The following is a 23,236-nucleotide window of genomic DNA, read 5'->3' as shown; positions in this document are numbered from 1 at the left end:
GGTCGTGCGGCGGGGCGGACGGCTTCCTCGCTCCTCGTCAGGAGGCGGGCCGCAGGTGCAGGACGACGTCCAGCGCGTTGGGCTGGGTGGGCTGCGGCGGGGCGTACGGGTCGGACTCCGACGGCCAGCCGACCCAGTTGCGGGTGGTGTACTCGGCGCCGATCGGGGCGGCGGCGGTGGCCACGAGCGGGACCTCCTCGACCATGATCCGCTGGAGTTCGTTCAGCGCCTCGGTGCGGGTCTCCTCGTCGCTCGCGTTCGCGTACTCCTCGAGGGCCTTGGTGGCGTCCTCGTTGCGGAAGCGACCGAAGTTGCCGCCGGGGGAGGCCTTGCCCAGCGGCTGGTACAGCTCGCCGTCCATGACGTTCTGGTACATGTCGTACGGGGTGGCGCCGCTGTTGGTCCAGCGCAGGCTGGCGTCGAAGTCGCCCTTGTTGAGCGCGGTGGTCCAGGCGTCCACCGTCTGGGTCTTGACCTTGGCCTCGATGCCGATCTGCTTGACGTTGTCCTTGATGATCGACAGACCGGTGAGGTAGTCGGACCAGCCGGCCGGGTCGGTGAGCGTCATCGTCACGGGCTTGCCCGAGGGGTCCTTCAGGACGCCGCCGGACAGGGTGTAACCGGCCTCCTTCAGCTCCTTCCTGGCCGCCTCGACGTCCACCGTCTGCTTCTTGCCCTTGTACTCGGGCGCGAGGAAGGGCTCACCGGCCGGCAGCGGCATGCCCGTGACGCTCTCGATCTTCGGGTAGAGCGTGGCCTGCGCCCGCACGTGGATGGCCTCGCGGTCGATCACGTGGTTGATCGCGCGGCGCAGCGCCGGGTCGTCGAAGGGCTTCCTGGCGGTGTTGAACCACAGGCCGTGGACGCCCAGGCCGGAGGGGAACCAGAGCTTGTTGTGCTTCGGGTCCTTGGCGACGTAGATCTTCTTGTAGTCGGGGGTGAAGACGAAGGACCACTCGCAGGACCCGTTGGCCAGGGCCGTGGTCTGCGCGTTGTTGTCGTTGTAGGAGGTGTAGCGCAGCTCCTTGACCTTCGGCTTCTCCTGCCAGTAGGTGTCGCGGGCGGTGAGGGTGACGGTCTGCGGCGTGAAGCTCTTGAGCGTGTAGGGGCCGGTGCCCACGGGCTCCTTGTTGGGCCAGGTCTCCGGGTTCTTCACCTTCGACCAGATGTGCTCGGGCACGACGAAGGTCGTCAGGATCTTGCTCTGGTTGACGAACTGCGACTCGGGGAAGGTCAGTTCGACGGTGTCGCCCTCGCTGCTGATGTCGCCGTAGGGGATGGCGTTGGTGTTCAGCGCCTGGTTCTTCTTGATCAGCTCGAAGGTGAACTCCACGTCCTCGGCGGTGAACTTCTCGCCGTCGGACCAGGTGGGCCCGGACTGGACCGTGAGCGTGAGCTTCTTGTAGTTGTCCGACCACGTCCACTCGCTGGCCAGCCAGGGCGTGCCCTTCTCGGCGGGACGGACGCCGTTCACCATGACCAGCGGCTCGTAGATCATGTGGCGGTAGCCCAGGGAGGCGCCGGCGGAGGTGCCCAGGAACGGGTTGCTGTTGTTGGTCTGCGGGCCGTTGGGCATGCCGACGGTCAGCACGCCCTTCTCCCCCTTGGCCTGCGGGCCGGTCTGGCCGGCGCCGGCGGTGCAGCCGGCGAGCAGGACGGTGGTGCTCAGGGCCGCCGCGGCTGCGGCTCTGGTCCGGGCTGGGACTCTCATGGCGTCTCCTCCATGGGCTTTCCGGTTGTCGCGATGGGTGAGGGTCCTGTCACCCACCGTTCTGAGAGCGCTCTCAAGACAGGTGGGGTACGGCTGTGGTTCTCGTCTCGGGGAGGGGGTGGGTCTATGGGTGCGGAGCCGAGGCCCGGACCACCAGTTCGGTGGGCAGGGCCACGGACGTCTCGGGCGGAGGGTGCCCGCCGACGTGGGCGAGCAGCAGGTTCGCCGCCGCCTCGCCCATCGCCCGCAGGGGCTGGTGGACGGTGGTCAGGGGAGGATCGGTGCAGGCGGCGAACGGGATGTCGTCGAACCCGATCACGGCGACGTCCTCGGGCACCCGCCGCCCGGCGGCGCGCAGGGCCCGCAGGGCGCCCGCCGCGCCGAGGTCGTTGTGTGCGAAGACGGCGTCGACGTCGAGGCCCTCGGCGAGCAGCTTCTCCACCGCCTCCTCGCCGGACCGCTCGGTGAAGTCGCCCTCCACCGTGCGGCGCGGGTCGTGCCCGACGCCGTGCTCCTCCAGGGCGCGCACGAACCCCGCCAGCCGCTCGCGCACGCAGCCGAACCGCGGCGGACCGGTGATCACCAGGGGCTTCCGGCGCCCCAGGGCCAGCAGGTGACGCGCCGCCAGTTCGCCGCCGAGACCGTTGGTGGTGGACACGGACGGGAACGCGGGGTGGCGGGCGCGGTCGTCGATCAGCACCACGGGCAGGCCCGCCCGGTGCATGGGGACGACGGCGCCGATCTCGTCCTCGGGCTCGACCACCAGCAGTCCGTCGAACGCCCGGGCCGAGACCTGCGCGGCGAACCGGGTCATCGACTCCCTGCCGCGGTTGCAGGTGAACAGCAGCAGCCCGTATCCCGCCGCCTCCACGGCGTCCACCGCGCCCTGGAGGACCTCGGACATCCAGGGCCAGGTGAGGGAGGGCGCCAACATGCCGACCGTGCGGCTGCTGCCCCGGGCCAGTCCGACGGCCCGCGAACTGGGCACGTAGCCCAGGCGCGCGATGATCTCGCGCACCCGGTCCGCGGTGCCGGCGTCCACCTCGGCCTTGGCGTTGAGCACCCGGGAGACCGTCGACTTGCTGACCCCGGCCGCACGGGCGACGTCGGCGATGGTGACGCGCATGGGCACTCCTCACGGGGGTTCGGCGCGGCGGCGGGCCGGGACGGGCGGACGGGCTGGACGGGCGAGGGCGGGGCCGGGCGCGGCGGGCACGACGCAGGGTCGCGACCGCGCTCCGGACACGGGACGGAACCGGTCCCGGGACCGGTACCGGGCATGGGCAGGGAGTCAAACGGTCGCGAGCGACGGCGTCAAGACTTCACGTCGGAATTGAAGCAGATCGTTTGAGAGCGCTCTCAAGAGCGCTCTCTCGTTCAAAACTTGAAGGGATTGGTCTCGTCCAAGCACTTGACGAGCCGCTTTCGGCGGGAGTTGACTCACCGTTTGAAACGAGCCTGGAAAGCGGGAGGGCGGCGCGTCGAGCGCTGCCCGACCGCCCTCACCGGCGTACGCCCCCACCGCGGACGAGGTGAGTCCACGCCCCACGGCACCCCCGGCCCACCCCGCCTCCCCGAGGTACCGCCGGTCGCCGTGTCGGGTTGTCATGGACGCCTCGTCTTCGGCGGTACGGCACCCCACCACCGGAACTCCCGGCCGACAGACGGAAGTGAACCCATGAGAACCACCCCCCACACCCATGGCCGCCCACCCCGCTCGCGGGGTTCGCGGCGCCGCACCCGCCCCTGGGCGTCGGCGGCCACGCTGCTGGGCCTGGCCCTGACCCTGACGTTCACCGGCGCGGCCTCGGCGGGGCCCGCGCCCGACGGCGCCGCTCCGAAGGCCGCCGAGGCCGAGCCGATGGCGGTGCTGTTCGAGGACACCTTCGACGGCCCCGCCGGATCGGCCGTCGACGGCCGCAAGTGGCAGATGGAGACCGGCGACAACAGCGGCAACAACCACGAGCGGCAGTACTACACCCCGGGCAACGCCAACGCCGCGCTCGACGGCAACGGCCGGCTGGTGATCACCGCCCGCAAGGAGAATCCGGGCAACTACCAGTGCTGGTACGGCCGTTGCGAGTACACCTCCGCCCGGATGAACACCGCGGGGAAGTTCACCACCACCTACGGGCGCATCGAGGCCCGCATCAAGATCCCGCGCGGCCAGGGCATGTGGCCCGCGTTCTGGATGCTGGGCGCCGACATCAACAACCCCGGTGTCGGATGGCCCAACAGCGGCGAGATCGACATCATGGAGAACGTCGGCTACGAGCCGGGCACGGTGCACGGCACCATCCACGGCCCCGGCTACTCCGGCGGCGAGGGCATCGGCGCCGGGTACACCCTGCCGAACGGCCGGGCGTTCGCCGACGACTTCCACACCTTCGCCGTCGACTGGGCGCCGAACTCCATCACCTGGTCGGTGGACGGCCAGGTCTACCAGCGCCGCACCCCGGCCGACCTGGGCGGCGACCGTTGGGTGTTCGACAAGCCGTTCTTCCTGATCCTCAACCTCGCCGTGGGCGGCGACTGGCCGGGCCTGCCCGACGGCAGCACCGTCTTCCCGCAGCAGATGATCGTCGACCACGTCCGCGTCACCGGCGGCGACAGCGGCGGCGGACGCACCGGGCGGATCACCGGCCTGGCGGGCAAGTGCCTGGACGTGGCCGGGGCGAACACCGCCAACGGCACCCCGGTGCAGATCCACGACTGCAACGGCAACGCCGCGCAGCAGTGGACCATCGGCACGGACGGCACCATCCGGGCGCTGGGCAAGTGCCTGGACGTCTCCGGCGCCGGAACGGCGGACGGCACCCCCGTCCAGATCTGGGACTGCAACGGCACCGCCGCCCAGCGGTGGGTCGTCACCGCGGCCCGGGACATCGTCAACCCCAACGCCGACAAGTGCCTGGACGTGAAGGACAACAGCTCGGCCAACGGCACCAGGACGCAGATCTGGACCTGCGCCGGAACGGCCAACCAGAAGTGGACCACGCCGTGATCCGACCCTGAGGTCCCGTCCCCGGGACCCGGACCGTGTTCCCTTCCGGCCGCGGCCGGCGGGCGGTCGGCGCCGAGGCGCCGCCCCCGTCGGCCGCGGCCGTTCAGGTGTCGCCCGGATGCTCCGCGTCCGACACGACCAGCTCCCGGTACTCCGGGTGCAGGTCGATCCACTTCTCCATGAAGGCGCAGGCCGGACGGACCCGCAGGCCGCGCCGTCGCGCGTCCTCCAGAGCGGTCCGGGCGAGCCGGTCGCCGACGCCCCGGCCCAGGAAGGGCCGGGACACCACGACCCTCGGGTAGGTCACCAGACCGTCGGTGCGGAGGTAGTCCGCGAAGCCGATGAGCGTCGTGCCGATCCGTGCCTCGAACCGACCGCGGGCGGGTGAGTCGCTGATCGTGACCGGGCTGTTGGTGGCTGCCGAGGGCATGCTGCGTTCCTCCCGGAGTGACCGCATCACGTGGTGTTCCGGTCGGCCGAGTGCCACGCGGCGGTGCCTCCTATCCCTTCCGGGGCAGGGCCGGAGGCGTGAATCCGGGACGCGCGCCCGGGGAGGGGCGGCGGGACGGCCGCGCGGAGGGAGTCGGCGCGGGAGGGGAGCGGACGGGTCAGCCCTCCCCGTCCTCCAGCCGGAAGCCGACCTTCAGGCCGACCTGGTAGTGCTCGATCGCGCCGTCCGCGATGTTGCCGCGGACCTGCGTCACCTCGAACCAGTCCAGATGGCGCAGGGTCTGCGAGGCGCGCTCGATCCCGTTGCGGATCGCCTGGTCGACACCCTCGTGCGAGCTGCCGACGATCTCGGTCACCCGGTAGACGTGGCTGGTCACGGTGGCCTCCTGTGGGGGGTTGGTCGCGAAGGGTTCCCTCCGTCCACCGTGCCCCAGGGCGGGGTGGCGCGCGAGTGCTAGGCTCCGACCGGGCCGTGACTGGCGCGTAGGGATGGGATCGACCATCGGGAAGCGGCCCTCGCCCCCGTGCGAAGAAGAGCCGTGCGCCTGGGCCACCCACACCGTCGTCGAGGACGTCAAGGAGGGGCCCATGGCCGCCGAACCCGCCCCGCACACCACCACCGCCGCGACCACCGCCTCCACGGCCTTCACCAGCGCCCTGGAGGTGATCCGGGAGGTCGAGCCGCGCGTCGCCGACGCCATCGGCGCCGAGATCGCCGACCAGCGCGCCTCCCTCAAGCTGATCGCCAGCGAGAACTACGCATCCCCGGCCGTGCTGCTGGCCATGGGCAACTGGCTCAGCGACAAGTACGCCGAGGGCACCGTCGGCCGCCGCTTCTACGCCGGATGCCGCAACGTCGACACCGTCGAGGCGCTCGCCGCCGAACACGCCCGCGAGCTGTTCGGCGCCGCTCACGCCTACGTCCAGCCGCACTCCGGCATCGACGCCAACCTGGTCGCCTTCTGGGCCGTCCTGGCCCGGCGCGTGGAGAGCCCGGCGCTGGAGCGCGCCGGGGCGAAGCACGTCAACGACCTCACCGAGGAGGACTGGGCGGCGCTCCGGCGCGAGCTGGGCGAACAGCGGATGCTGGGCATGTCCCTGGACGCGGGCGGCCACCTCACCCACGGCTTCCGCCCCAACATCTCCGGCAAGATGTTCGCCCAGCGCAGCTACGGCACCGACCCGGCCACCGGCCTGCTCGACTACGACGCGGTGCGCGCCGCCGCCCGCGAGTTCCGTCCGCTCATCCTGATGGCCGGCTACTCCGCCTACCCCCGGAAGGTGAACTTCCGGATCATGCGGGAGATCGCCGACGAGGTCGGCGCCACCCTCATGGTCGACATGGCCCACTTCGCCGGCCTGGTCGCCGGCAAGGTCTTCACCGGCGACTTCGACCCCGTGCCGCACGCCGACATCGTCACCACCACCACCCACAAGTCCCTGCGCGGCCCGCGCGGCGGCATGGTGCTGTGCGACGAGACGCTGGCCGAGCACGTCGACCGCGGCTGCCCCATGGTCCTCGGCGGCCCGCTGCCCAACGTCATGGCCGCCAAGGCCGTGGCGCTGGCCGAGGCCCGGCGGCCCGCCTTCCGCGACTACGCCCGGCAGGTGGTGGAGAACGCCGCCGCGCTCGCCGAGGGCCTGACGCGCCGCGGCGCGACCCTCGTCACCGGCGGCACCGACAACCACCTGGTGCTCGTCGACGTCTCCGGCTACGGCCTCACCGGTCGCCAGGCCGAGGACGCCCTGTTGGCCTCGGGGATCGTCACCAACCGCAACGCCGTGCCGCGCGACCCCAACGGCGCCTGGTACACCTCCGGCATCCGCGTCGGCACCCCGGCGCTGACCACGCGCGGGCTCGGCACGGCGGAGATGGACGAGGTCGCCGACCTGATCCACACCGTCCTCACCGCCGCCGAGCCGGGCACCAGCGCGGCCGGCGCCTCCTCCAAGGCGCGGTACGTCCTGGAGGAGAAGGTCGCCGAGTCCGTCGCCGGACGCGCCGCCGACCTGCTGGCCGCGCACCCCCTCTACCCGGGGATCGACCTGACCTGACCGATCCGGGCCCGCTCCGGACCGGTCCGGAGCGGGCCCGGGCGCGTAGCCTGCCGGTATGAGCGACGACCTGCCCGAGATGCGGGCCTCCGACGCCGACCGGGAGAGCGTGGCCGAGGTGCTGCGGGAGGCGCTGGCCGAAGGACGGCTCGACATGGAGGAGTTCCAGGAGCGGCTGGACTCCGCCTACCGGGCGCGCACCCAGGGGGAGCTGGCGCCACTGGTGAGGGACCTGCCCCGAGCCGCCGAGCCGCGGGAGGCCGAGCGACCCGGCCGCCGCTGGGCCGACCGCTTCGGAGGCACGGCCACCTCCCGCGGCGGAGTGGCGGTCATGGGCGGCTTCGTGCGCAAGGGCCCGTGGACCGCTCCCCGTCGCTTCACCGGCTTCGCCTTCTGGGGCGGCGGGGAGATCGACCTGCGCGAGGCCCGCTTCGAGGACCGCGAGGTGGAGATCCGCTGCTTCGCCGTCATGGGCGGCATCAACGTGATCGTCCCGCCGGAGGCCGAGGTCGACGTGCGCGGCATCGGCGTCATGGGCGGCTTCGACCACCGCGCCGCCGGCCTGGGCGAGCCGGGCGCGCCGCGGGTGGTGGTCAGCGGCTTCGCCTTCTGGGGCGGGGTCGGGGTCGAGCGCAGGCCCGGCCGGCGGGAGCGCAAGCACCTGAAGCCCGGCCACGGGTACGGTCACGGCCACGGGTACGGCCACGGCGGCCGGCCGGACGACGAGGACGGCTGACCCGGCGCCCGACCCTCGGCCCGCCCGTCCCCCGGCTCAGCGCCACACGGGCTCGTCCGCGCCCGGCCGCCCCGGCGGCCGGGCCCAGCCCTTCGGACCGCCTTCGTACCGCACCGGAGGGACGGCGTGGCGCAGCCGCCGCCACGGGGGCGCCTCCCCGCCGGAGGTCGGGGGAGGGCCGTCGGTCTCGGTGAGCCAGTCGGCGGGGTCGTACGGCTCCCACGGCCCGTCCGGCTCCTCGGGCGCCTCCAGCTCGCGCAGCAGCCAGTGCGCGGTCCGGGCCAGCGTCGGGCGCACGCGCCGGGTGCCGCCGTCCTCCCGCTGCTCGGTGAGCGACCGCAGCACCGCGGCGGCCAGCAGATAGCCCGTGCCGTGGTCCAGCGCCTGCACCGGCAGCGCGCCCGGACGGCGCTCCGGGTCGGTCTCGTCCGCCTCGGCCACCGCGATGCCGCTCGCCGCCTGCACCAGGCTGTCGAAGCCCCGCCGACCGCCCCACGGCCCGGTCCCGACCCCGCCCCAGGCGCTCAGCTCCGCCACCACCAGGCCCGGCCGCCGCTCCGCCAGCTCCCCGGCCGACAGCCCGAAGCGGTCCAGGGCGCCGGGACGGTAGCCGGTCACCACCACATGGGCGGCCGAGAGCAGCTCCTCGAAGGTCCGGCGGCCGGAGCGGGAGGCGAGGTCCAGCAGCGTCGAGCGCTTGCCGAACCCGGTGTCGGCGTGGGCGTCCGCGCTCTCGGGCAGGTCCGGCGAGTCGATCCGCAGCACGTCGGCGCCCAGCAGCGCGAGGGTGCGGGTGGCCACCGGACCGGCGATGACCCGGGTGAGGTCCAGCACGCGCGGACCGTCCGGAGGCGCCGGCAGCGGCAGCGGCGGGGCGCCGTCCAGCCGCTCGCGCCCCACCAGGGGAAGCCCGGCCACGGCCGCGCCCTGGGGGTGCGCCGCCCACTGTTCGGGGGTGCGGACGGCGACGGCGAGACCGCCCGCGGCGTACACCGCCTCCTCCGCGTCCTCGGCGCGGCGGCCGGCGAGGACGGCGGCGACGGCGTCCACCAGGGCTCCGTCGTCCCCGCGATCGGGCACGCCGAGGGCGGCCAACAGCCGGGCCCGGTGGTGCGGGTAGTTGGCGTGGGTGCGCAGCCACCCGCCGTCGGTGCGCCAGAACCGGGACAGCGGCGCGAACGTGGCGGCCGGACGGCCGTCGATCCGCAGCAGGCGCTCGCCGGCGAACGCGCTCGCCACCGCGCCGTCGTCCACCCGCACGGCCGGGACGCCGCCGCCCGAGCGCCGGGCCGCCAGTTCGGCCGCCGCCAGGGCGCACACCGCGACGGTGGACCGGGCCAGCTCCCGCACCGGCAGCCGCGCCGGCAGCACGGTCGCCGGGTCGCGGGGGAGAAGGCGGACGCGTTCGAGGAGGGCGGGTTCGCCGCCCAGCGCGGCCCACAGCCGGGCCCGGGACCGTTGCTCCATGTACGCACTGTACGCACGGTGCCGCTCGGGTCGTCCGACGTGCGATGTCAGTACCCGTGACTACGTTGATCGACAACACGTCCGAGTACTTGTACGGATGTTTGAACGCCGTCGTGGACGGCACGTTGGAGGCATGGAGCAGATCATGGAGAACACCTACGCCCACCCGGAAGCGACCTCCGTCCCCGCCGGCTTCGAGCGCGGTCTCGCCGTGGCGTTCGCACTGGCGGGCACGCTGGCCGTGGGCTGGCTGGTCGGCATGGTCTACGTCATAGCCACCTGGGCGCTGGGCGGCTGACCGGGCCGCCCCTCAGGCGCGTCCTCCCGAGGAGACGGTGCGGAAGACGATCCCCGCCCGCACCAGCCGCTCGATCAGCGCGTCCCCCATCGCGACCGCCGTGGTGACCTGCCCCGAGGTCTCGGGCAGCTCGTCCAGGGCCAGGCACAGCGCCGACTCCGCCAGCATCTTGGCCGTCTCCCCGTAGCCCGGATCACCGCCGGACACCTCGGTGACCACCCGCCGACCGCCGCCCTCCCCGAAGAAGCGGACCGTGAACCAGCTCTTCGCGCGCCGCTCCGGACTCGGCCCCTCGCCCGGCGCCAGCCGGGCCGACAGCGTGTGGCGGACGGCCGGAAGCAGGGCGAGAGCGGAGAGCGCCCCCATCCCGACGATGCCGCCCACGGCGACGGGCAGCCGGCGGACGCCCGCGTAGTGGCGGTAGCGGAAGTCCGGCCCGTAGCGCTCCAGGGCGGCGGCCGACCGGGCGACGACCCGCGGGTCGAGGGTGGGCAGCGGCACCGCCCACAGCCCGGCCTTGGCGCTGCGGCGCGGCCGGTCCAGCGGCGCGCTGATCCGCCGCCCGACCGGACGGGGCTCGACCCGCCGCCGCTCCCGGGCCGCGGCCTCCGTCTGCCGCCGCCGGGAGACGGCGGCCAGCGCGGAGGCGAGCGTCCCGCCGGAGATGGTGCCGGAGGCGCGGACGTAGCCGTCGATCCGCAGCGGCACCCCCTCGGGCAGCCGCTCGACGGTGTACAGCACACCCAGGTCGTGCGGCACCGAGTCGAAGCCGCAGGCGTGCACCAGCCGTGCCCCGCTCTCCCGGGCCCGCTCGTGGTGGCGCAGGTACATCAGGTCGATGAACTCCGGCTCGCCGGCCAGGTCCACGTAGTCCGTCCCGCTCTCGGCACAGGCGGCCACCAGCGGCGCGCCGTGGCGGATGTACGGGCCGACGGTGGTGGCGACCACGCGGGTGCTCTCGGCGACCTCGCGCAGCGAGCGGGGATCGCCGGCGTCGGCGTGCAGCAGCGGCAGGTCGGCGCAGGTCGGACGGGTCTCCGCCAGCCGCTCGCGCAGCCGGAGCAGCTTCTCGCGGTTGCGTCCGGCCAGCGCCCAGCGGAAGCCCTCGGGGGCGTGCGCGGCCAGGTACTCGGCCGTCAGCCCCCCGGCGAAACCGGTCGCGCCGAACAGCACCAGATCGTGGTCGCGGTCGGGGCCGCGGTCGTTCCGTGACACTCCTGCCTCCTGGGTCGGGGAAAGCGGGCGGGCGGTACGGGATCTGTCGGTGCCCGACCCTACGGTGGACCCATGGACGACCGTGCGACGGGACGGAAAGACGGTACCGGGCGGGACGCGGCGGCGGTGCGCGCGAGGGTGCGGGAGTTCGCCCTCGAACTGCCCGGCGCGTTCGAGGACTTCCCCTGGAACGAGTGCGTGATCAAGGTCAATCGGAAGATCTTCGTCTTCCTCTTCCTCGGACACCTGGTCGCCGGGCGGGGCGACTCCCCGCCCACCGTCACGGTGAAGCTCACCCACCCCGAGACCCACGCCCACGCGCTGTCGGTGCCGGGCGCCGTCCCCACGGGGTACGGGCTCGGCCGGGCGGGCTGGGTGACGGTGCCGCTGGCCGGGACGGACGCGCCGCCGGCGGAGCTGCTGTGCGACTGGGTGGAGGAGAGCTACCGCACCGTCGCGCCGAAGCGCACCGTCGCGCTGCTCGACGCCGAACGCACCCCGCCGCCGCCCGGCGCCTGAACGGCGGCGAGCGGCGGCGGGGGCGGACGGGAGTGCGCGGTGGGCGGGAGGGCGCTGCGGGCGGTCAGCCGCCGATGGCGCAGGCGTCCCCGTTGAGGGTGAACTCCTCGGGCGGGGAGGTGTCACCGGTGTGGCGGGCCACGAAGCCGACGGTGACACTGCCGCCCGGGGGGATCGTCTCGTTGTACGAGGCGTTGAACACCTCGACGGTGTCGGCCTCGGCGAAGGTGCCGTTCCAGCCCGAGATGATGTCCTGGCCGTCGGGGAGGGCGAAGGAGAGCGTCCAGCCGGTGACCGGCTCGGTGCCGGTGTTGGTGATGGTGATCTCGGCGGTCAGGCCGGTGCCCCAGGTGGTCGTCTCGTAGTCGACCCGGCAGGTGGGGACGGGCTCCTCGGCCTCCTCGAAGACCACCCGGTGCAGCCCGCCGGGCAGGTCGTTGACGGCGTAGAACTCGCCCTCCGGCGTGGTGCCGATCGCCGTCACCTGGGTGGCCGTCTTCCCGATCCGGGCGTGGAGGTAGCCGCCGTCGCCGTCCTCACGGAGCGCCCACACGGTGGACGAGCAGTAGTCGGTGGCGATGTAGGTGCCTCCCACCAGGTCGGCGAACTCCTTGCCGCGGTAGACGTGTCCGCCGATGACCGCGCAGTTGCCGTCGGTGCCCAGGGGGTAGGTGAAGACCGGCTCGGTGTACTCCGCGTCGGGCAGGCAGTGCTCCTGCTCGAACACCTCCAGGCCCTCGTAGCAGGACCAGCCGAGGTTCGCCCCGCCCTGTCCGGGCGCGAGGTGGTTGATCTCCTCCCAGCGGCCCTGGCCGACGTCGCCGATCCACAGCGAGCCGTCCGCGCTGTCGAAGGAGAACCGCCAGGGGTTGCGCAGCCCGTACAGCCAGATCTCCTCACGGGCGCCTTCGACGCCGACGAACGGGTTGTCCTCGGGGACGCAGTAGGGGAGGTCCCCGCAGCTCCTGCCGACGTCGATGCGGAGGATCTTGCCCAGCAGGGTGTCCAGCCGCTGTCCGCTGCGGAAGGGGTCTCCGGACCCGCCGCCGTCGCCGATGCTCCAGTAGAGGTGGCCGTCGGGACCGAAGGCGAGCTGGCCGCCGTTGTGGTTGCTGTACTCGGCGTGCTCCTGGGACAGCAGCACGTCGAGTTCGCCGCCGTCGAGCCGGTAACGGGCCAGGGTCACCGCGCCGTCCGGCAGCGCGGTGTACGCCAGGTACAGCTCCTGGCTGTCGGCGAAGTCGGGCGGGAGGGCGATGCCGAGCAGCCCGCGCTCGTTGTCCGAGGCGTCCACCACCGCGCCGATGTCGAGCAGCGGGTCGGCCGCGAGGCCGGTGTCCGGGTGGTAGACGCGGACGCGGCCGAGCTTCTCGGTGATGAACAGCCGCCCCGTCCCGTCGTCGGGCGCGACGAGGGCGGTGGGGCGGCGCAGCCCGGAGGCGACCTGGACGGTGGACGCGGTGACGTCCTCCAGGGGCACCGAGGCGGTGCCGGTCCGCCGCTCACCGCCGTCCGCGGCCCTGTCCGCCGCGGCGGCGGGCGGCGGGGGCGCGGCGGGCGGGGAGGCGGACGCGGCCGGGGGAGCGACCAGGGCCAGTAAGAGCGCGAGCAGTAACGAACCGGTCCAGCGGCGTCTCGACATGGGATCTCCAGGGTGTGGGGGTGTGGTGGCACGCCGGAACCGGGGCCGGACGCCGAACCCGCCGGTTGCCGCCGGTCGCGTCCGGCCGGAACCGGTGGGGCCGACGCGAACTCCCCGTTCCGATGTGCCTGTCGGGACCGTACCGACTCCCCCCGGTCCCCACCAGGCTCCCTCCGCGACATCCGGCTCCGCCGCCGGACGCCGTCCGGTCACCGTGTGATCAGCGACGCGAAGCCGGCGCGCACGTCGGCCTTGGACGGGGTGATGTACCGGTCCGGCGGCGGGCCGGAGTCGTCGTCGCCGAAGGTGTAGTAGGTGAGGAATCCGGGGCAGCTCGTGCCGCCGATCTCCACCGTGCGGTCGGCCACGAGCTTCCCGGTCCGCAACTCGTAGGCCTTCACGGGAATCCCGATCTTGTGGAACGTCACGTTCGTGATGCCCCGCCCGGAGGACCCGGGCTCGTAGGGGCACGTCCGGACGGGGGTCCCGAACTTCGATTCGCCCACGCAGACCACCAGGACGGCTTCGGCGGGGTCGTCCGTCCGCCACGTGTCGGGGAGTCGGTCCGTGTACTCGGTGGGGCCGCCGAACAGCGCGCGGTTGGTCTTCCCCTTGCGGTAGGGGGCGGCGCCGCCGTACTTCGCCGGTGTGGAGCAGTACGCGGGCTGCTCGCCCTCCGCCGCCGCGAGGAGGCTCCTGACGTTCGCCAGCTCGATGGCCCTCGTGGCGCGCGTGACTCCCTTGCGGGCCCGGTCCGTGCGTGCGTCGTCGGGGTGGCGGTCGAGCAGTCGCCGGTAGTGGTCCCGTGCCTCCTCCCAGCGGCCGGCGTCCGCGAGGGCGTCACCGCATCCGACGAGTGCCGCGGGCTCCGTCCGCGCGACGGCCCGCGCGATGGTGTCGGCGTACCGGTCCAGTGCTTCCTGGCCCGGGTGCCGCCGGCCGAGCCAGTCGGTGATCGTGACGGTGCGGCAGGGATCGTCGGCGGGCAGGTCGTCGAGGAAGGCGTTCAGGGCCACCCCGACCGCCTTCTCGTTGCCGGGGTCCGCGAGGGCCGAGGCGAGGACGTCGAAGCCCTCCTTCAGGCCGCTGTCGACCGCGGTGGCCTCGGTGATCTCGATGGTGTGGGGTGCGCCGCCCTCGCCGTCCAGCTCCGATTCGAGCCGGAGTCCGGCCGCCAGCAGTCGGTCGCAGACCTCGGCGATCCCGTCGCCGCGGGCAACCGGGACGGCGCCGACCACGCGGTGGTGGAGCCGTACCTCGTTCCGGAGGACCGGCACCTCCGAGCAGTCGCCCCTCGCGTGGGCCTCGGCGATGTCCCGCTCGATCCCGGCGGCGTCGAACCGCGCGAACCCCACGGGCAGCAGCACCGCGCACGCGGCGCCGAGCGCGAGCAGGCGCTGCCCGCGCACCACGGTCCGGTCCCGGCGTCCGCGCGCCAGGAACCACCCGTGCGCGACGACGGCCACCCACCACAGGAGCAGAACGACCTCGCACCACGGCCGGGCGACCCGGAAGAGGACGGAGACGAGCACGAGGGTGATCGCTCCGGTGGCGACGGCGAGCTCCCGCCGGCCCAGCATCAGGTAGCCCACGCCGAGCAGGGAGGCGTTGCCGAGGGCGGCGGCCAGGGGGCCGTGCGTCCGGGCCCCGGTCGGCTCGGGCTCCGACACGGCGTGGATCGGGTGAACCATCCTGTTCCTTTCCCGCCTCCGGAACGGGCGCGGACGTTCCGGGCTCGTCCGCCCCGTTACGGGGCGCGTCGCGGTTCCGCGCACCGCCGTCGCGGTCGCGACGCGCGGACGCACGGCGTCTTCTCGCGGTGGGTCCACCCCCAGACAAGCGGCCGTTCGGTTGTTCAGCCGGCCGGCGCGGGCCGTGAACAATCCCGCCCCCGCGGACCGGCCCTCCCGCGGCCGGGAGCCGTCCTTCCGGCCGGTCGCCGGCGCTCACGAAGCGTCGGGCCCGCCGCCCGGGAAGGGGAGCGGACGCGCCTCCGGAGGGCGGGTGCGACCCGCTCCCGCGGGGGTTGTGGAAAGTGGAACGCGTTCTTAGCATCCCTGGTGTTACATCATTGGTGTCATACGGTCGCGACGGAGCGGCCGGGACGGCTGGGGGTCCCCATGGCGGCAGGCAGCGGACACGGCCCGCTCGCCGGAGTGCGGGTGGTGGAACTGGCGGGCATCGGCCCCGGCCCGTTCGCCGCGATGCTCCTGGGCGACCTCGGCGCCGACGTCGTCCGCGTCGACCGGCCCGGCGGGCAGGCGCTGGGCATCGACCCCGCCCGCGACGTCACCGGCCGCAACAAGCGCTCGGTGGTGGTCGACCTGAAGTCCGAAGACGGCCCCGCCACCGTCCTGGACCTCGTCGAACGCGCCGACGTGCTGATCGAGGGCTACCGCCCCGGCGTCGCCGAGCGCCTGGGGATCGGCCCGGAGGAGTGCCTGGCCCGCAACCCGCGGCTGGTCTACGGGCGGATGACGGGCTGGGGCCAGGACGGGCCCCTGGCGCACAGCGCCGGGCACGACATCGGCTACACCGCGATCACCGGCGCGCTCGGCATGATCGGCCCGGCCGACGGGCCGCCCGCGATCCCCGCCAACCTGCTCGGCGACTACGCCGGCGGCTCGCTCTACCTGGTCGTCGGCGTCCTCGCCGCCCTCCACCACGCCCGCGCCGAGGGCGGGCGCGGCCAGGTCGTCGACGCCGCGATCGTGGACGGCACCAGCCACCTGACCGCCATGATCCACGGCATGGTGGCCGCCGGCGCCTGGCGAGACCGGCGCGGCGCCAACCTGCTGGACGGCGGCTGCCCCTTCTACGGCGTCTACGAGACCGCCGACGGCGGCTGGATGGCCGTCGGCGCGCTGGAGCGGCCCTTCTACGACGAGTTCGCCCGGCTGCTCGGCCTGGACGGGGACGCGCCCGACCGCGACGACCCCGCCCGCTGGGGCGAACTGCGCGAGGCCGTCGCCGCCCGCTTCCGCACCCGCACCCGCGCGGAGTGGACGGAGGTCTTCGCCGGCTCCGACGCCTGTGTCGCCCCCGTGCTCTCCCTGCGCGAGGCCCCCGCCCACCCCCATCTGGCCGCGCGCGGCACCTACACCGACCACGCCGGGATCACCCAGCCGGCCCCCGCCCCCCGTTTCTCCGCCACCCCCGGCGCGCTGCGCCGTCCGCCCGCCGTCCCCGGAGCGGACGCCGCCGAGGTGGCCCGCGACTGGGGTCTGCCGTCCCTCGTCCCCGCGTCCGCCCCCGAGGAGGGCTCACGTTGAAGCGCCGCATCTTCACCGAGGACCACGAAGCCTTCCGCGAGACGGTCAGGACCTTCCTGGCCAAGGAGGTGCTGCCGCACTACGAGCGGTGGGAGCGCGAGGGCGTGGTGGACCGCTCCGCCTGGCTCGCGGCCGGCCGGCAGGGGCTGCTGGGCACGGCCGTCCCCGAGGAGTACGGGGGCGGCGGCCAGGACGACTTCCGCTACGGGGTCGTGCTCGCCGAGGAGTTCGCGAAGGCGGGCGCGCCCGGCCTGGCGATCGGCCTCCACAACGACGTCATCGGCCCGTACCTGACCTCCCTGGGCACCGAGGAGCAGAAGAGGCGCTGGCTGCCCGGCTTCTGCTCCGGCGAGACGATCACCGCCATCGCCATGACCGAGCCCGGCGCCGGCTCCGACCTCCAGGGCATCCGCACCACCGCCGAGGACCGCGGCGACCACTGGCTGCTCAACGGCTCCAAGACCTTCATCTCCAACGGCATCCTCGCCGACCTGGTGATCGTGGTCGCCAGGACCACGCCCGAGGGCGGCGCGAAGGGGCTCGGCCTCCTGGTCGTCGAGCGCGGCGCGGAGGGCTTCGAGCGCGGCCGCAACCTCGACAAGATCGGCCAGAAGTCCCAGGACACCGCCGAGCTGTTCTTCCACGACGTGCGCGTACCCAAGGAGAACCTGCTGGGCGAACTCCACGGCGCCTTCGGTCACCTGATGGCGCATCTGGTCCAGGAGCGGATGTCCATCGCGGTGGCCGCCATCGCCGGGGCCGAGCACCTGCTGGAGATCACCCGCGCGTACGTCACCGGGCGCGAGGCGTTCGGACGGTCCCTCTCCCGCTTCCAGCACATCCGCTTCGAGGTCGCCGAGATGGCCACCGAGTGCGCGGTCACCCGCGCCTTCGTCGACCGCTGCGTCGAGGACCACGTGCGCGGCGAACTGGACGCCGTCCACGCCTCGATGGCCAAGTGGTGGGCGACCGAACTGCACAAGCGCGTCGCCGACCGCTGCCTCCAACTCCACGGCGGCTACGGCTACATGACCGAGTACCCGGTCGCCAGAGCGTTCACCGACGGACGCATCCAGACCATCTACGGCGGCACGACCGAGATCATGAAGGAGATCATCGGCCGCTCGCTGCTGCCCCGACCCGCCTCCCCCGAAAGCTCCGAAAGGCCCTGAGACCGTGACCACCGACGCGTACATCTACGACGCCATCCGCACCCCGCGCGGGCGCGGCAAGGCGAACGGCGCCCTGCACGGCACCAAGCCGATCGACCTCGTCGTCGGTCTGATCCACGAACTGCGCCGCCGCTTCCCCGACCTGGACCCGGCCGCGATCGACGACATCGTGCTCGGCGTCGTCACCCCGGTCGGCGACCAGGGCTCCGACATCGCCCGGATCGCCGCCATCGCCGCCGGACTGCCCGACACGGTGGCCGGCGTCCAGGAGAACCGGTTCTGCGCCTCGGGCCTGGAGGCGGTCAACCTGGCCGCCGCCAAGGTCCGCTCCGGCTGGGAGGACCTGATCCTGGCCGGCGGCGTGGAGTCGATGTCCCGGGTGCCGATGGGCTCCGACGGCGGCGCCTGGGCCATGGACCCGATGACCAGCTTCGAGAGCGGCTTCGTCCCCCAGGGCATCGGCGCCGACCTCATCGCCACCATCGAGGGCTTCGGCCGCCGGGACGTGGACGAGTACGCCGCCCTGTCGCAGGAGCGCGCGGCGACGGCCTGGAAGGAGGGCCGCTTCGACCGCTCGGTCGTCCCCGTCACCGACCGCAACGGCCTGGTCGTCCTGGACCGCGACGAGCACATGCGCCCCGGCACCACCGTCGACTCCCTGGCCGCCCTCAAGCCCTCCTTCGCCGCCATCGGCGAGGCGGGCGGCTTCGACGCGGTGGCGCTGCAGAAGTACCACTGGGTGGAGCGGATCGACCACGTCCACCACGCGGGCAACTCCTCCGGCATCGTGGACGGCGCGGCGCTGGTGGCCATCGGCAGCCGCGAGGTGGGGGAGCGGTACGGGCTGACCCCGCGCGCCCGGATCGTCTCCGCCGCCGTCTCCGGCTCCGAGCCGACGATCATGCTCACGGGCCCGGCCCCGGCCTCCCGCAAGGCCCTGGCCAAGGCGGGGCTGACCATCGACGACATCGACCTGGTGGAGATCAACGAGGCGTTCGCGGCCGTCGTCCTGCGCTTCGTGAAGGACATGGGCCTGTCCCTGGACAAGGTCAACGTCAACGGCGGCGCCATCGCCATGGGCCACCCGCTCGGCGCCACCGGCGCGATGATCCTCGGCACCCTCGTCGACGAACTGGAGCGCCGCGACCTGCGGTACGGCCTGGCCACCCTCTGCGTCGGCGGCGGCATGGGCATCGCCACCGTCGTCGAGCGGCTCTGACCCGCCCCGGCGGCACCGCGCCCACCCCCGACCGTCCCGACGCAGCAACCCTCAACGGAGAACGAGAACCCACCATGGCAGCCCCCTCCACCATCCGCTGGGAGCAGGACGACACCGGCGTCGTCACCCTCACCCTGGACGACCCCGACCAGTCCGCCAACACCATGAACGCCGCGTTCATCGACTCGCTCGCGGCCACCGCCGACCGGCTGGAGGCGGAGCGGGAGAACGTCCGCGGCGTCATCGTCACCTCCGCCAAGAAGACCTTCTTCGCCGGCGGCGACCTGAACGACCTCCTCGCCGTGCGGCCCGAGCAGGCGCGGGAGGTCTACGAGCGCGGCATGGCCGTCAAGCGCGACCTGCGCCGCATCGAGACCCTCGGCAGGCCCGTCGTCGCCGCGATCAACGGCGCCGCGCTCGGCGGCGGCCTGGAGATCGCGCTGGCCTGTCACCACCGGATCGCCCTCGACGCCCGCGGCTCCCGCATCGGACTGCCCGAGGCCACGCTCGGCCTGCTGCCCGGCAGCGGCGGCGTGGTGCGCACCGTGCGCCTGCTGGGCATCACCGACGCCCTGCTGAACGTGCTGCTCCAGGGGCAGCGGTACGTCCCGCGCGCGGCCCTGGAGAAGGGCCTGGTCCACGAGGTCGTGGAGACCGAGGAGGAGATGCTCGCGCGGGCCCGGGCGTTCATCGACGCCCACCCCGAATCCGTCCAGCCCTGGGACGTCAAGGGCTACAAGATCCCCGGCGGCACCCCCGCCCACCCGAAGTTCGCCGCCAACCTCCCGGCCTTCCCCGCCAACCTCGCCAAGCAGCTCGGCGGCGCCCCCTACCCGGCCCAGCGCAACATCCTGGCCGCGGCCGTCGAGGGGGCCCAGGTCGACTTCGAGACCGCCCAGGCGATCGAGTCCCGCTACTTCACCGAGCTGGCGACCGGACGGATCGCGAAGAACATGATCCAGGCGTTCTTCTTCGACCTCCAGGCGGTCAACTCCGGCCGCAGCCGCCCCCGGGACGTCGAACCCCGGACGGTGCGGAAGGTCGCCGTGCTCGGCGCGGGCATGATGGGCGCCGGCATCGCCTACGCCTGCGCCAAGGCCGGCATCGAGGTCGTCCTCAAGGACGTGACGGTGGAGGCCGCCGAGAAGGGCAAGGCGTACTCGGCCGGTCTGCTGGACAAGGCGTTGGCCAAGGGCCGCACCACGCCCGAGAAGCGCGACGCGCTGCTGGAGCGCATCACCCCCACCGCCGACCCCGGGGCGCTGGCCGGGTGCGACGCCGTGATCGAGGCGGTCTTCGAGGACACCGCCCTGAAGCACAAGGTCTTCCAGGAGGTCCAGGAGATCGTCGCGCCCGACGCGCTGCTGTGCTCCAACACCTCCACCATCCCCATCACCACGCTGGCCGAGGGCGTGACGCGGCAGCGGGACTTCATCGGACTGCACTTCTTCTCGCCCGTCGACAAGATGCCGCTGGTGGAGATCGTCCGCGGCGAGCGCACCGGGGACGAGGCGGTCGCCCGCGCCTTCGACCTGGTGCGGCAGATCGACAAGACCCCGATCGTGGTGCGCGACTCCCGCGGCTTCTTCACCTCCCGGGTGATCGGCCGGTTCATCAACGAGGGCGTGGCGATGGTCGCCGAGGGCGTGGAGCCGGCCTCGGTGGAGCAGGCCGCCGCCCAGGCCGGCTACCCGGCCAAGGTGCTGGCCCTGATGGACGAGCTGACCCTCACCCTGCCGCGGAGGATCCGCGAGGAGGCCCGGCAGGCCGTGGAGGCCGCGGGCGGCACCTGGGAGCCGCACCCGGCCGACGCCGTCGTCGACCGGATGGTCGAGGAGTTCGGCCGCACCGGCCGCAGCGGCGGCGCGGGCTTCTACGACTACGTGGACGGCAAGCGCGCGGGGCTGTGGCCGGGGCTGCGCGAGCACTTCACCCGCCCCGGCGTCGAGATCCCCTTCGAGGACATGAAGGAGCGGATGCTCTTCTCCGAGGCCCTCGACAGCGTCCGCTGCCTGGAGGAGGGCGTGCTGACCTCGGTGGCCGACGCCAACATCGGCTCCATCCTGGGCATCGGCTTCCCCGGCTGGACCGGCGGCGTGCTCCAGTACGTCAACGGCTACGAGGGCGGCCTGCCCGGCTTCGTGGCGCGTGCCCGCGAACTCCAGGCCCGCTACGGAGACCGGTTCGCGCCGCCGAGGCTGCTGGTGGAGACGGCGGAGAAGGGCGAGACCTTCACCGACACCCCCGCCGGCGCGTAGGCCCCGCCGCGTCCCTCCGGCCGGCGCCCGGCCGGAGGGACGCCTCCCACGCGGGGGTCCGCCCCTCGTCGGGGAGGTCACCCCTCGTCGGGGAAGGAGGCCCGCAGCTCCTCGCGCATCGACCGCTGGAAGGCGGTCACCAGCGCCTGCACCACCATGGGCTGCATGTGGGCCGACAGCTCCCGCATGGTCTCCACCTGCTCCGGGTCGTCCTCCCCCCGCCGGTAGGGGTCCCAGACCTCCTCCTTGAACATCCTGCTCAGCTCGCGGGCCGCCTGACGGCTGTGCTCCAGGACGACCGCGCGGGCCGCGAGGAGCGTCTTGAGCGTGACCGGCACCTCCAGCAGCCGCACCCCCAGGTGGAGGATCACCGGGTCGACGCGGAAGACGTCCGGGGCGTCGGTGCGGGTGAGGACGTTCATCGCCTCCAGCCGGTCGACGTCGTCCTCCGTCAACTCCCGCCCGGCCCGCCGCTCCAGCTTCTCCCGGGTGGTCTCCTCCTCGGTGTCCGGCGCCCAGGAGGCCACCAGGGCGCGGTGGAGGGCGAGGTCCTCCGGACTGAGGTCGGGCGGAAGCTGCCGCAGGTAGCGTTCGATGGCCGCCAGGGTCATCCCCTGGTGCTGCAACTCCTCGATGAGCGCGAGCCGGGACAGGTGCTCGGGCCCGTACCGCCCCACGCGCCGGGGGCCGATCTCCGGCGGCGGCAGCAGCCCTCGGGTGGAGTAGAAGCGGATCGTGCGGACGGTCACGCCGGCGCGTGCCGCCAGCTCGTCGACGGTGAGGGAGGCAGCCGGGTCCTTCATGTCGGACAGTATTGCTGTCTCACCGATGTTGTGAAACCTCCGCGGAAGTCCGCGGGATCCCGTCCTCAGGGGCGGACGGCCGTGATCCAGTGGGCCATGGGGAACACCCGGCCCCGCGCGAGGTCGACGAACCCGGCCCGCGCGACCATCGCCGCGTGCCGCTCGGCGTGCCCGCGGAAGTCCGCCACCAGCAGCCGGCCGCCGGGGCGCAGCACGCGGAACATCTCGGCGAAGGCGCGCTCGCGCCGGTCCTCCGGGACGTGGTGGACGGCGAAGCTGGAGACGACCGCGTCGAAGGAGCCGTCCTCGGCGTCGAGTTCCTGGGCCACGCCCAGGGCGAAGGAGCTGTTCTCGCCCCGCCGCTCCGCCCGCCGGCGGGCGTACTCGACCATCTGCCGCGACGGGTCGACCCCCAGCACGCTCCCGCCGGGGGAGACGGCGGCGGCGACCGCCCGGGTCAGCGCGCCCGTGCCGCAGCCGACGTCCAGCACCCGGTCGCCCGGGCCGACCCCGGCCCGCTCGGCGAGTCGGACGAACATGCGGCGGCGGATCCAGGGCAGCAGGAGCGAACCGGCCAGCTCGTAGCGCCGGGGATGGGTCATGACGATGCCGGGCTCGTCTCTTCCGGGACCTGACACGGTGCCTCCAGGAAACTTAGTGGCGACTAAGAAACTTCAACTTAGTCGCCACTAAGAAATGCGGCAAGGGGACGGATACGATGGGGCGATGCCCCAGCACGAACCCGTCGCCGCACCCCGCAGGACCCGGCTGCGCGCGGCCGATCGCAGGGCCTCGATCCTGGACGCCGCCACCCTGGTCTTCGCCGACGTCGGCTACCGCCGGGGGAGGACGGCCGAGATCGCCGCCCGCGTCGGGGTCAGCGAACCGGTGGTCTTCCAGAACTTCGGCTCCAAGGCCGACCTCTACGCCGCCGTGCTCGACCGGGCGACCGAACGCGCCCGCGCGGGGCTGCGGGAGGAGCTGGAGACCTGCTGCGGCGGCTCGCCGGCCACCCTGCTCGACCACGTCCTCGCCCCCGGCCACATCGACCGGATGCACGCCCGCGGCACCCTGGGCGCCCTCCTCGCCGACGCCGCCGCGCTCACCGAGGAACCGGCCATCGCCGAGGCGTACCGCCGCGGCACCCGGCGCATCGCCGAGGAGTTGACGGCCGTCCTCGCCGAGGGACAGCGGGCGGGGGAGATCGCCCCGGACACCGACCCGGCCACGGGCGCGTGGTGGCTGCTGTCGCTCGTGGCCTCCCACCGCTTCCGCCGCACCGCCGTCCCCGAGGACTCCCGCGCGGACGTCGAGGACCGGCTCGCGGAGGCGACCCGCCGGCTGCTCACGGCCGACCGGCCGGGCCCGGACTGACGCGCGCCCCGGACGCCGGCCCCGACCGCCCGGCGCGTCCC

The 23,236-nt window shown here is 73.5% G+C and carries 20 protein-coding genes and 1 riboswitch; of the genes, 10 read left to right on the top strand and 10 right to left on the bottom strand.

All coding sequences use genetic code 11. The features are described from left to right. Positions 1 to 37: 37 nt before the first annotated feature. On the bottom strand, positions 38 to 1,711 hold the full coding sequence (locus ABD335_RS02090; protein WP_344320249.1) for an ABC transporter substrate-binding protein: 1,674 nt from the start codon (positions 1,709 to 1,711) through the stop codon (positions 38 to 40). Positions 1,712 to 1,835: 124 nt separating this feature from the next. Next, complete coding sequence (locus ABD335_RS02085; RefSeq protein ID WP_344320248.1) at positions 1,836 to 2,837, bottom strand: LacI family DNA-binding transcriptional regulator; 1,002 nt, start codon at positions 2,835 to 2,837, stop codon at positions 1,836 to 1,838. A 552-nt stretch (positions 2,838 to 3,389) separates the two neighbouring features. Between ABD335_RS02085 and ABD335_RS02080 the strand changes: the two genes are divergently transcribed. Further along, positions 3,390 to 4,715 (top strand): RICIN domain-containing protein, encoded by a 1,326-nt coding sequence (locus ABD335_RS02080; protein ID WP_344320247.1) that lies wholly within the window; start codon positions 3,390 to 3,392, stop codon positions 4,713 to 4,715. A 103-nt stretch (positions 4,716 to 4,818) separates the two neighbouring features. Here the strand turns inward: ABD335_RS02080 and ABD335_RS02075 are convergent, their stop codons facing one another. Both ABD335_RS02075 and ABD335_RS02070 read right to left on the bottom strand, forming a co-directional pair. After that, positions 4,819 to 5,145 (bottom strand): GNAT family N-acetyltransferase, encoded by a 327-nt coding sequence (locus ABD335_RS02075; RefSeq protein WP_344320246.1) that lies wholly within the window; start codon positions 5,143 to 5,145, stop codon positions 4,819 to 4,821. Between the two features lie 178 nt (positions 5,146 to 5,323). After that, positions 5,324 to 5,542 carry a dodecin gene (locus tag ABD335_RS02070; protein WP_344320245.1) on the bottom strand — a complete coding sequence of 73 codons (219 nt, stop codon included), beginning with the start codon at positions 5,540 to 5,542 and terminating at the stop codon, positions 5,324 to 5,326. 85 nt (positions 5,543 to 5,627) lie between these two features. Beyond that, positions 5,628 to 5,723, top strand: a riboswitch (ZMP/ZTP riboswitch). A gap of 30 nt (positions 5,724 to 5,753) precedes the next feature. On the opposite strand from ABD335_RS02070, the gene ABD335_RS02065 reads away from it, so the two are divergent. Continuing rightward, a complete protein-coding gene (locus tag ABD335_RS02065) occupies positions 5,754 to 7,220 on the top strand; it encodes a glycine hydroxymethyltransferase (protein WP_344320244.1) in 1,467 nt (488 codons plus the stop codon). A gap of 58 nt (positions 7,221 to 7,278) precedes the next feature. Continuing rightward, positions 7,279 to 7,956 carry a DUF1707 SHOCT-like domain-containing protein gene (locus tag ABD335_RS02060; protein ID WP_344320243.1) on the top strand — a complete coding sequence of 226 codons (678 nt, stop codon included), beginning with the start codon at positions 7,279 to 7,281 and terminating at the stop codon, positions 7,954 to 7,956. 36 nt (positions 7,957 to 7,992) lie between these two features. Here ABD335_RS02060 and ABD335_RS02055 read toward each other — a convergent pair whose 3' ends face one another. Continuing rightward, entirely contained in the window at positions 7,993 to 9,423 is a 1,431-nt protein-coding gene (locus ABD335_RS02055; protein ID WP_344320242.1) for a CoA transferase, read from the bottom strand. 133 nt (positions 9,424 to 9,556) lie between these two features. On the opposite strand from ABD335_RS02055, the gene mmpA reads away from it, so the two are divergent. After that, positions 9,557 to 9,721, top strand: coding sequence for a morphogenic membrane protein MmpA (mmpA, locus tag ABD335_RS02050; RefSeq protein ID WP_344320241.1), 165 nt, complete (start codon positions 9,557 to 9,559; stop codon positions 9,719 to 9,721). 12 nt (positions 9,722 to 9,733) lie between these two features. Here the strand turns inward: mmpA and ABD335_RS02045 are convergent, their stop codons facing one another. Next, the gene (locus ABD335_RS02045) at positions 9,734 to 10,936 is read right to left on the bottom strand and encodes a saccharopine dehydrogenase family protein (RefSeq protein WP_344320240.1); all 1,203 of its coding nucleotides are present in this window, start codon (positions 10,934 to 10,936) and stop codon (positions 9,734 to 9,736) included. 72 nt (positions 10,937 to 11,008) lie between these two features. Here ABD335_RS02045 and ABD335_RS02040 point away from each other — a divergent pair, with 72 nt between their 5' ends. Next, positions 11,009 to 11,455: an MmcQ/YjbR family DNA-binding protein gene (locus tag ABD335_RS02040; RefSeq protein ID WP_344320239.1), complete on the top strand. Its 447-nt coding sequence runs from the start codon at positions 11,009 to 11,011 to the stop codon at positions 11,453 to 11,455. A 64-nt stretch (positions 11,456 to 11,519) separates the two neighbouring features. Here the strand turns inward: ABD335_RS02040 and ABD335_RS02035 are convergent, their stop codons facing one another. Continuing rightward, positions 11,520 to 13,097 carry a PQQ-dependent sugar dehydrogenase gene (locus tag ABD335_RS02035; protein WP_344320238.1) on the bottom strand — a complete coding sequence of 526 codons (1,578 nt, stop codon included), beginning with the start codon at positions 13,095 to 13,097 and terminating at the stop codon, positions 11,520 to 11,522. 209 nt (positions 13,098 to 13,306) lie between these two features. After that, the gene (locus ABD335_RS02030) at positions 13,307 to 14,788 is read right to left on the bottom strand and encodes a tetratricopeptide repeat protein (protein WP_344320237.1); all 1,482 of its coding nucleotides are present in this window, start codon (positions 14,786 to 14,788) and stop codon (positions 13,307 to 13,309) included. 429 nt (positions 14,789 to 15,217) lie between these two features. On the opposite strand from ABD335_RS02030, the gene ABD335_RS02025 reads away from it, so the two are divergent. The 4 genes from ABD335_RS02025 (at position 15,218) to ABD335_RS02010 (ending at position 21,018) form a co-directional block, all read left to right on the top strand. Beyond that, positions 15,218 to 16,369: a CaiB/BaiF CoA transferase family protein gene (locus tag ABD335_RS02025; protein ID WP_344320236.1), complete on the top strand. Its 1,152-nt coding sequence runs from the start codon at positions 15,218 to 15,220 to the stop codon at positions 16,367 to 16,369. Beyond that, complete coding sequence (locus tag ABD335_RS02020) at positions 16,366 to 17,541, top strand: acyl-CoA dehydrogenase family protein (protein WP_344320235.1); 1,176 nt, start codon at positions 16,366 to 16,368, stop codon at positions 17,539 to 17,541. The genes ABD335_RS02025 and ABD335_RS02020 overlap by 4 nt, the downstream gene beginning before the upstream one ends. Positions 17,542 to 17,545: 4 nt before the next feature. After that, positions 17,546 to 18,760, top strand: coding sequence for an acetyl-CoA C-acetyltransferase (locus tag ABD335_RS02015; protein ID WP_344320234.1), 1,215 nt, complete (start codon positions 17,546 to 17,548; stop codon positions 18,758 to 18,760). Positions 18,761 to 18,834: 74 nt separating this feature from the next. Beyond that, the gene (locus ABD335_RS02010) at positions 18,835 to 21,018 is read left to right on the top strand and encodes a 3-hydroxyacyl-CoA dehydrogenase NAD-binding domain-containing protein (protein WP_344320233.1); all 2,184 of its coding nucleotides are present in this window, start codon (positions 18,835 to 18,837) and stop codon (positions 21,016 to 21,018) included. 77 nt (positions 21,019 to 21,095) lie between these two features. Here ABD335_RS02010 and ABD335_RS02005 read toward each other — a convergent pair whose 3' ends face one another. Both ABD335_RS02005 and ABD335_RS02000 read right to left on the bottom strand, forming a co-directional pair. Then, positions 21,096 to 21,821, bottom strand: a complete 726-nt coding sequence (locus ABD335_RS02005; RefSeq protein WP_344320232.1) for a MerR family transcriptional regulator — start codon at positions 21,819 to 21,821, stop codon at positions 21,096 to 21,098. Between the two features lie 65 nt (positions 21,822 to 21,886). Continuing rightward, on the bottom strand, positions 21,887 to 22,423 hold the full coding sequence (locus tag ABD335_RS02000) for a class I SAM-dependent methyltransferase (RefSeq protein ID WP_344320231.1): 537 nt from the start codon (positions 22,421 to 22,423) through the stop codon (positions 21,887 to 21,889). Positions 22,424 to 22,547: 124 nt separating this feature from the next. Here ABD335_RS02000 and ABD335_RS01995 point away from each other — a divergent pair, with 124 nt between their 5' ends. Next, positions 22,548 to 23,195 (top strand): TetR/AcrR family transcriptional regulator, encoded by a 648-nt coding sequence (locus tag ABD335_RS01995; protein WP_344320230.1) that lies wholly within the window; start codon positions 22,548 to 22,550, stop codon positions 23,193 to 23,195. The last annotated feature ends 41 nt before the right edge of the window (positions 23,196 to 23,236 follow it).

This window comes from Streptomyces macrosporus, from assembly GCF_039533145.1.
In the GTDB taxonomy this organism is placed as follows: Bacteria; Actinomycetota; Actinomycetes; order Streptomycetales; family Streptomycetaceae; genus Streptomyces; species Streptomyces macrosporus.
This window is presented reverse-complemented; position numbering and strand designations above follow the sequence as displayed.